The organism is Acinetobacter rudis, from assembly GCF_000829675.1.
Lineage (GTDB): Bacteria > Pseudomonadota > Gammaproteobacteria > Pseudomonadales > Moraxellaceae > Acinetobacter > Acinetobacter rudis.
The window spans coordinates 132,849-139,938 of record NZ_BBRX01000018.1 but is presented as its reverse complement, the minus strand read 5'-3'; the positions used below and the strand labels follow the sequence as shown (position 1 = coordinate 139,938).

Genomic DNA, 7,090 nt, shown 5'->3' with positions numbered 1-7,090 from the left:
CTACGAATCTCTGTTTCTAAGGTTTTATATTGGACAGCAGACTCGGACTGACGTTTTAACGTTTTTAACTGTGATTTCAGTTCACTCGAAATGTCTTCTAAACGTTCTAAGTTCAAACTGGTATGTTCTAAATGCTGCAAAGTTTCTTTACGACGTGCTTGATAGCGGGAAACACCTGCCGCCTCTTCAATAAATACACGCATTTCATCTGGTTTAGCGTCAACCAAACGGTTAATCATGCCTTGTTCGATAATTGCATAGGAACGTGGCCCTAGCCCAGTACCTAAGAAAATATCTGTAATATCACGGCGGCGACATTTACTGCCATTGAGGAAATATTCAGACTTACCATCACGTGTAACTTGGCGTCGTACTGCTAGCTCAGTATATGCATTATATGAACCACCCAATTTACCATAGGTATTATCAAAACGAAGCTCAACACTCGCCATCCCTACAGGTTTTCGCTTTGATGTTCCTGTAAAAATGACATCTTGCATACTTCCGCCACGCAATTGTCGAGCACTAGACTCTCCCATAACCCAGCGAATGGCATCTATGACATTAGATTTTCCACAGCCATTCGGTCCAACTACCGCGGTCCGATTGGCGCGAAAAGATAAAGTACTGCTATCGGCAAAAGATTTAAAGCCTGAGAGTTTTAAGCTGCTTAAACGCATAAAGTTCCAATTATCGACGCGATCTGCGTGCCCATGCCAATTCAATTTGTTTCATACGTGTTAGAGACTCCAACACGAGGTTGCACAAGTGTCGGCAAAAATCTTCCATAAATAAAGTCGCTTGTTGCGATTTTCGGATTAAAATAGCATCAATCAGCAGCTTAGATAACTCTAAAGCCTCTTGAAGCTCTCTTTTAGACGTATTTAAGGTTAAAAAGTAACTGCGTCGTATCGAAGGTAACAGCTCTCGATAAAACTTCACCATATACGGATTTGCAACCATGTCATGCTGCTCTGCCATATATTGGAAGAAAACATCATAGAATTTTTCTGCATTGCCTTGCTGAGCATGTTGTTCTAATTGAGTAAATATTTCTTGTAAGACCGCAGCCTCATGTACACGCCAAGTCTCACTAATTCGCTGCACAATAAAACTCAGTACCATCACACCCGAATCAAATAAGCCTCGTATCTGTTGAGTGGACATCTCTGAAACAATGGCCCCTCGCCGTGGATAAATCTGAATCAAGTGTGTTCTTTCTAACAGTAACAATGCCTCACGAACAGAGCCTCGACTTACGTCTAGTTCCTTGGCAATCCGTAATTCTTGTATACGTTCGCCTTCAACTAATTCGCCTGTTATTATCTGCTCGCCTATATGTTTGGCGATTTGTTCTGATAGGTTTTCCATATCGTTCAAATGCATAAGTTACCTATTTTTATTTATTTTGGCCTATCTATTCATGGCCATCGTGCATTTGTAACTGATTTTTAATGGTTCTGACTATGTCATTTTACAACTAAATTTTTAAAATTTAGCAAATCAATATCCTTTGACAGTTACGCGCATAGTTATTAATTAATACCATGATAAATAAAGTAAACACCAATCAAAAACAAGTAGATTGCAAAACTTTTTTTCAATAATACTGGTGATAATGCATGTGCTGCCTTCGCGCCAAGCTTTGCTGTGACAAAACTCATGACACTAATACCGAAAAACGCGTAAATTTGTACATAACCAATCGAGTTTTTAAGGTCACCAGAGGCCTGTTCACCAAAGAACATAAAACCGATTGCACCAGAAAGTGCGATGGGTAGTCCACATGCTGCAGAAGTCGCAATCGCTTTTTGCATCACCACACCACAGCGATTGAGATAAGGTACCGTGAGACTGCCTCCACCAATACCAAAAATTGCAGAAGCTACCCCAATTACACCACCGACTAGAGTCTGTACTGGTGCTGAAGGGAGCTGTCTAGAGCTATTCACTTGTGTCGCTGCCCCACGAAACATCTTATAGGCCATGTAAAGCACAAATAGACCAATAATAAGTTGTAAAACATCTCCACTTAGACGTCCAGCAACTCCTGCACCGAGAAAGGCACCGACCAATAAACCGGGTAAGAAATTACGAAAGACTGTCCACAGTACTGCACCCTTTTTATGATGTGCACTGACAGAACTCAATGAAGTGACCACAATGGTAGCTAAGGATGTACCCAAAGCCATATGCATCAATACAGAGGCATCATAGCCCATCTGTAAAAAGACCAAATATAAAATCGGGACAATGATCAATCCACCGCCGATTCCAAACAATCCAGCACTAAACCCAGCAACAGCACCAATAGCCAAATAGATCAGGAGTTCCATAGTGTCATTTCCGTATATAAATACAACAAGTTAAACACAAGGGATGTGATCCCTGTTTCATCTACCTGTTTGAATGTGGCACATGATAGCATCATGAAGTGATTTTTTTATAGAAAATAATACTGCGATCATATGCATAACTATAATCAATAAGCGTCTGTTAATTATTGCGCCGAACCTAAAAGATATGTTTAACTCCGTTATTATTTTTTGATCCAACATGAGATGATCATGGATGTAGACAGCCAACAGCTGCGCCAACTTCTCAGCCAAGCAGCACTACTTCCCGAAGTTCTAATTCTGAAAAATACCACGACATCAACCAATCTAGATGTTCGAGAAATTGCTCAAACGGGTGCAAACAGCATTTTAGTCAGTAGCGAAATTCAAAGTCAGGGCCGAGGCCAACAACAACGTGCTTGGGCTTCCCCTCAAGGCAACATTTATATGAGTTGTTTGTTACAAACTCAGCGCCCTCTTGATGGCCGTTTAGCCTTAGAAATTGCGCTAAATATTTTACAAATGCCGAGTTTACAAGGCTTAGAGCAATTACAAGTAAAATGGCCAAATGACCTATATAGCACACAAGGTAAATGGGGAGGCATTTTAGTTGAACCCCTCGATGCACAACGTGCTGTCATCGGTGTGGGCATCAATCTGCATGCTTTTAGCCCAGAACAATTGCGTGATCAAAGTATTGATCAACAGGTAAGTTCATTATCTCAACTGGGCCTCAATCCACTTAATCGTATCGTATTATTAAGTGAGCTGTATCAAGCTATACAACAAGCAGGTCATTGGTTTAATCATGGTAGTACCCATTTAGCACAACGTTTCAACCACTATGCTGCGTTTATTCATCAGCCTGTCTCCTTAGAACAAAGTCAGCAAACTCTCTACGGCACTTTTCATGGAATTAACGATGATGGTTGCCTCAATATTGAAACTGCAAATGGAATGCAAGCCTGTTATCACGGACGTTTACGTCTATATAACCACAACATGGACGATTCGCAATGAGACGACTTTGGCTAGATATCGGTAATACACGACTCAAATATTGGGTGACTGAAGACAATCAAGTGTTTGAACACGTTGCCGAACTGCATTTACAATCACCTGCTGATCTATTACTTGGTCTAATTCAACATTTTAAAGGATTACAACTTGATGAAGTGGGTATTTCATCAGTACAAGACAAACAAAATAACAAACGCATCAAACAAATTTTGAAACCACTTAATATTCCAATTACCTGTGCCCAAGTTCAGGCTGAATACGCAGGTTTACACTGTGGTTATGATGATACCTCACTCCTTGGGATTGATCGCTGGTTACAAGTACTCGCTGTAGCAGCACCTGAACAAAATCTTTGTGTCGTGAGTTGTGGTACAGCATTAACGATTGATTTAACAACAGGCATGCAACATCTGGGTGGCTATATCTTGCCAAATCTATATTTACAACGTGACTCTCTGATTCAAAACACCAAAGGGATTAAAATTCCTGATGTTGCATTTGCAGAGCTCAATCCAGGACGAAATACCATAGATGCTGTACATCATGGAATTTTCTTCGGCCTGTTGAGCACCATTGAAAAAGTTTTGGAACAACACCCTCGCCAACTCATCTTAACAGGTGGTGATGCCAATTTATTTGCAGAGCACTTACAACGCTTTAATCCCATTGTTGAGCAAGATCTACTCCTCAAGGGCTTAAAAGTCTACTTAAATAAAAATCGCTCAACCACCTAACACTTAATCCTTGAATCTAAAGGTTCAAGGATGACTCAGGACCTCTTACAGATGAGTTTGCAAACTTTTTTAATTTTCTTACCTGCTTGCTTAGCACTCAATATGGTGCTTGGCCCCAATAATGTACTATCCATGATGATTGGTGCAGAGCAAGGATTAAAGCCTGCAGCAATCGCGTATCTAGGCCGTTTTTTTGCTTTTAGTATTTTGATTTTAATCACTGCCTTAGGCTTAGGAACATTATTGGCTGCATCTGCACAAGTATTTTTGCTTATCAAATTTATTGGTGCCGCTTATTTACTTTGGATTGGATATCAACTGCTACGCAGTAAAAGTGAAACACTTGATCATACCAGTCAAACCCCGCCTCAAGACTTTAAGACATTAATCATAAAAGATTTTAATATTGCGATTGCCAATCCCAAAGCCATCTTAATATTCACCGCCTTTTTTCCGCAATTTATTCAGCTCGATCATTACTGGGCTGACTTTTTCACTTTAGGAGTGAGCTTCTTATGCTTAGAATTTTTTGCAGTCTTATGCTATGCCATTCTTGGTGCCAAATTAATTACTGTGTTGAAGCGTGAAAATTTAGGACTAATCAATAAAGCGAGTGGTGTACTTATGATCGTTTTTGGTTTTGCATTGGCCTTTGTTAAAAAGCCATCGGCTTGATCTTACACAGCCATTTCAGCGTGGAATGTCAAACAAGTTGATATTTTAGCGACTTACCCTATCAAAAAAGAATTGGGTATTTTCAAAAAAATTATCACGGTAAATCAATAACAGAAAATTTAAGCATTAAATCTAAGCCAGTTGAATAGAGACCTTAGACTAAGTTATATATTATTACTTATAATGCAACTATATATCACTTAAGTTGTCTCATAAAAAATTAAGCAATAATAAAAAACACCCAATAGATTTAAAATATAAATAAAGTCATTTATTAAAAAACAACAATTCAATTAATATAAAACTTTTATTTAAAATTTAAACAACTATAATATCTTCTAAATAACTTTTATAAAATAATTTAGCATCATAACCTTAATAAAATATTCAATACCCGATGATCAAATAGGAAAATTTACAGGCGATAGAATATAAAAATATTAAACACTGTATTTTATTTTACTTAATATTATATATCTATTTAAAATCAACTCAACATATAGAGTTAATCCATATAATCATAAACATATAACTCAGTATAAATACATAAAAATCAAGGAGCAAATATGGATAATGAAATTTTAAATTCGAATTCAGTAAAAATACGGAATAAAATAGAAAAAAAATATTGCTTTATTATCCCGAAAAAAGTATTTGAACTTTTTTTAGAAGATAGCGGGTTTACTGAACAACAAAAAGAAGGTTTTAAAAATGTGATAACAATAGACAATAATTGGCGTGAATTTAAAGAACGGGAAAGCAAAAAAAGCCGTCAAATTTATCAGCATATAGGTGCAATTAATCCATCTGATAGTGCTTTAACTACTTCTCCTAAAGTTACAATTTTTGATTGTAAAAATAGCTATGCCTTGCCTGGTACTCAGATTCTTAAAGCAGAAGAATCTGATGACCCAACAATACAACGTGTGTTGAAAGAGACAGAAGCGATCATTGAGTTCTTTCATGCGATTTTTATCAGAAACTCAATCGACGATAGAGGAATCGATTTGGTCTCTTCTGTACATTATGGTGTCGCATATAACAATGCTTTTTGGAATGGTATACAAATGACCTATGGCGATGGTGATGGCAATCTTTTTATTGACTTTACCAGCTCCAGCGACGTCATTGCCCACGAACTGAGTCATGGTTTTATCCAATATAGTGCTGGATTTGAATATGAAAACCAAGCTGGTGGCCTCAATGAAAGTATGGCGGATGTTTTTGGCTCGATGTTTAAACAATGGAAAAATCGACAAAATGTCAATGAGGCTGATTGGCTCATTGGTAAAGAAATATTAGGACCAGCTGCGATCTCTCGCGGATTTAAGTCACTTAGAAACTTATCTAACCCCTCTGATCCAAGCTGTCTTTCACCACAACCTTTTCATTTTTCTGAATATGTTGATGGTATGGATCCTCATGAAAGCAGTGGTATTGCCAACTTTGCTTTTTACAAAGCAGCCATGCTTGTTGGAGGATATAGTTGGGAAAAAATCGGGCAAATTTGGTATAAAGCCTTAGTTGCGTTTGAACCAAATCCACAGATGCAGATGCAAGTTTTTGCAGATAGAACTCTTCATCTTGCCCCTAAATTATTTGCAAATGACCCTTCTGTTTATGAAGCTATAGATTTAGCATGGCTTACAGTTGGTTTACAATTGTTTAATCGTACTAAAGGCAGTTTTTACTATGGCAATAATATACGTAGAACGATTTGGAGGATTCGCCTGTGTTGGAAGTGTACATTCTTGTATACGTAGCCACGGCGAAATCAATACATCAACCCTATCCTTAGAGGAGCTTGAACAAATAGAAAATTTGTTCAACCAACAAACCGCAGCAAGTCGTTTTACCACCCGGTCTGATCAGTTCAAATATCGACTGATGCGACAAACACAAAATGGAAAAATCGATAAAATCGAAGCGAAAGAAACCGATCTTCCTGGTAAAATTATTTCTTGTATCAAGGATGAGATTATATAAATGTCAAAAAAAACCTGAACATAAAATCAGAATGCAACATTCAAAAATCAAATATAACATACTGTTTTTAATATCCTTTTAGTACATTCCTCCATTTAACATCAAACTTGCTTCACTCCCATAGAGTGAAGCAAGAAATCAAACAATGCTCACGTCACAAGAGTATCTCTGACTCCCCGATGTTTACTTGTATCATCTTGATCTCAAACCTAAATATTAAGACTCTATTCATATATAGCTTGGTCTGCCCCTATATGAAGTCAAGACATTGGATTCTGTATCCGCAGCTTGGCGTAGTTTTGATGACTCGGTATGCGTCTAGTAGCAGGAATCGCTCAG

At 37.8% G+C, this 7,090-nt stretch carries 8 protein-coding genes; 5 read left to right on the top strand and 3 right to left on the bottom strand.

What is annotated here, in order from left to right; genetic code table 11:
* The 3 genes from Aru01_RS03845 to Aru01_RS03835 all read right to left on the bottom strand — a co-directional run.
* On the bottom strand, positions 1-680 hold a 680-nt coding region (locus Aru01_RS03845; RefSeq protein ID WP_042111139.1), incomplete at its 3' end, for a chromosome segregation SMC family protein.
* Positions 681-690: 10 nt separating this feature from the next.
* The gene (locus tag Aru01_RS03840; RefSeq protein ID WP_016655165.1) at positions 691-1,386 is read right to left on the bottom strand and encodes a GntR family transcriptional regulator; all 696 of its coding nucleotides are present in this window, start codon (positions 1,384-1,386) and stop codon (positions 691-693) included.
* 149 nt (positions 1,387-1,535) lie between these two features.
* Positions 1,536-2,336: a sulfite exporter TauE/SafE family protein gene (locus Aru01_RS03835; RefSeq protein ID WP_016655164.1), complete on the bottom strand. Its 801-nt coding sequence runs from the start codon at positions 2,334-2,336 to the stop codon at positions 1,536-1,538.
* 231 nt (positions 2,337-2,567) lie between these two features.
* On the opposite strand from Aru01_RS03835, the gene Aru01_RS03830 reads away from it, so the two are divergent.
* The 5 genes from Aru01_RS03830 (at position 2,568) to Aru01_RS18825 (ending at position 6,751) form a co-directional block, all read left to right on the top strand.
* The gene (locus Aru01_RS03830; protein ID WP_016655163.1) at positions 2,568-3,356 is read left to right on the top strand and encodes a biotin--[acetyl-CoA-carboxylase] ligase; all 789 of its coding nucleotides are present in this window, start codon (positions 2,568-2,570) and stop codon (positions 3,354-3,356) included.
* Positions 3,353-4,090, top strand: coding sequence for a type III pantothenate kinase (locus Aru01_RS03825; RefSeq protein WP_016655162.1), 738 nt, complete (start codon positions 3,353-3,355; stop codon positions 4,088-4,090). Before Aru01_RS03830 ends, Aru01_RS03825 begins: the two co-directional genes overlap by 4 nt.
* Before the next feature lie 51 nt (positions 4,091-4,141).
* A complete protein-coding gene (locus tag Aru01_RS03820) occupies positions 4,142-4,765 on the top strand; it encodes a LysE family translocator (RefSeq protein WP_016655161.1) in 624 nt (207 codons plus the stop codon).
* 566 nt (positions 4,766-5,331) lie between these two features.
* Entirely contained in the window at positions 5,332-6,528 is a 1,197-nt protein-coding gene (locus Aru01_RS03815; RefSeq protein ID WP_016655160.1) for a M4 family metallopeptidase, read from the top strand.
* Entirely contained in the window at positions 6,458-6,751 is a 294-nt protein-coding gene (locus Aru01_RS18825; protein ID WP_353172324.1) for a protealysin inhibitor emfourin, read from the top strand. Before Aru01_RS03815 ends, Aru01_RS18825 begins: the two co-directional genes overlap by 71 nt.
* Positions 6,752-7,090 lie beyond the last annotated feature (339 nt).

Bases quoted from the DNA above. Each gene is read 5' to 3' on its own strand.
- Aru01_RS03840 (WP_016655165.1), bottom strand. From the start codon at position 1,386: ATGCATTTGAACGATATGGAAAACCTATCAGAACAAATCGCCAAACAT.
- Aru01_RS03815 (WP_016655160.1), top strand. From the start codon at position 5,332: ATGGATAATGAAATTTTAAATTCGAATTCAGTAAAAATACGGAATAAA.
- Aru01_RS18825 (WP_353172324.1), top strand. From the start codon at position 6,458: ATGGCAATAATATACGTAGAACGATTTGGAGGATTCGCCTGTGTTGGA.
- Aru01_RS03825 (WP_016655162.1), top strand. From the start codon at position 3,353: ATGAGACGACTTTGGCTAGATATCGGTAATACACGACTCAAATATTGG.
- Aru01_RS03820 (WP_016655161.1), top strand. From the start codon at position 4,142: ATGAGTTTGCAAACTTTTTTAATTTTCTTACCTGCTTGCTTAGCACTC.
- Aru01_RS03830 (WP_016655163.1), top strand. From the start codon at position 2,568: ATGGATGTAGACAGCCAACAGCTGCGCCAACTTCTCAGCCAAGCAGCA.
- Aru01_RS03835 (WP_016655164.1), bottom strand. From the start codon at position 2,336: ATGGAACTCCTGATCTATTTGGCTATTGGTGCTGTTGCTGGGTTTAGT.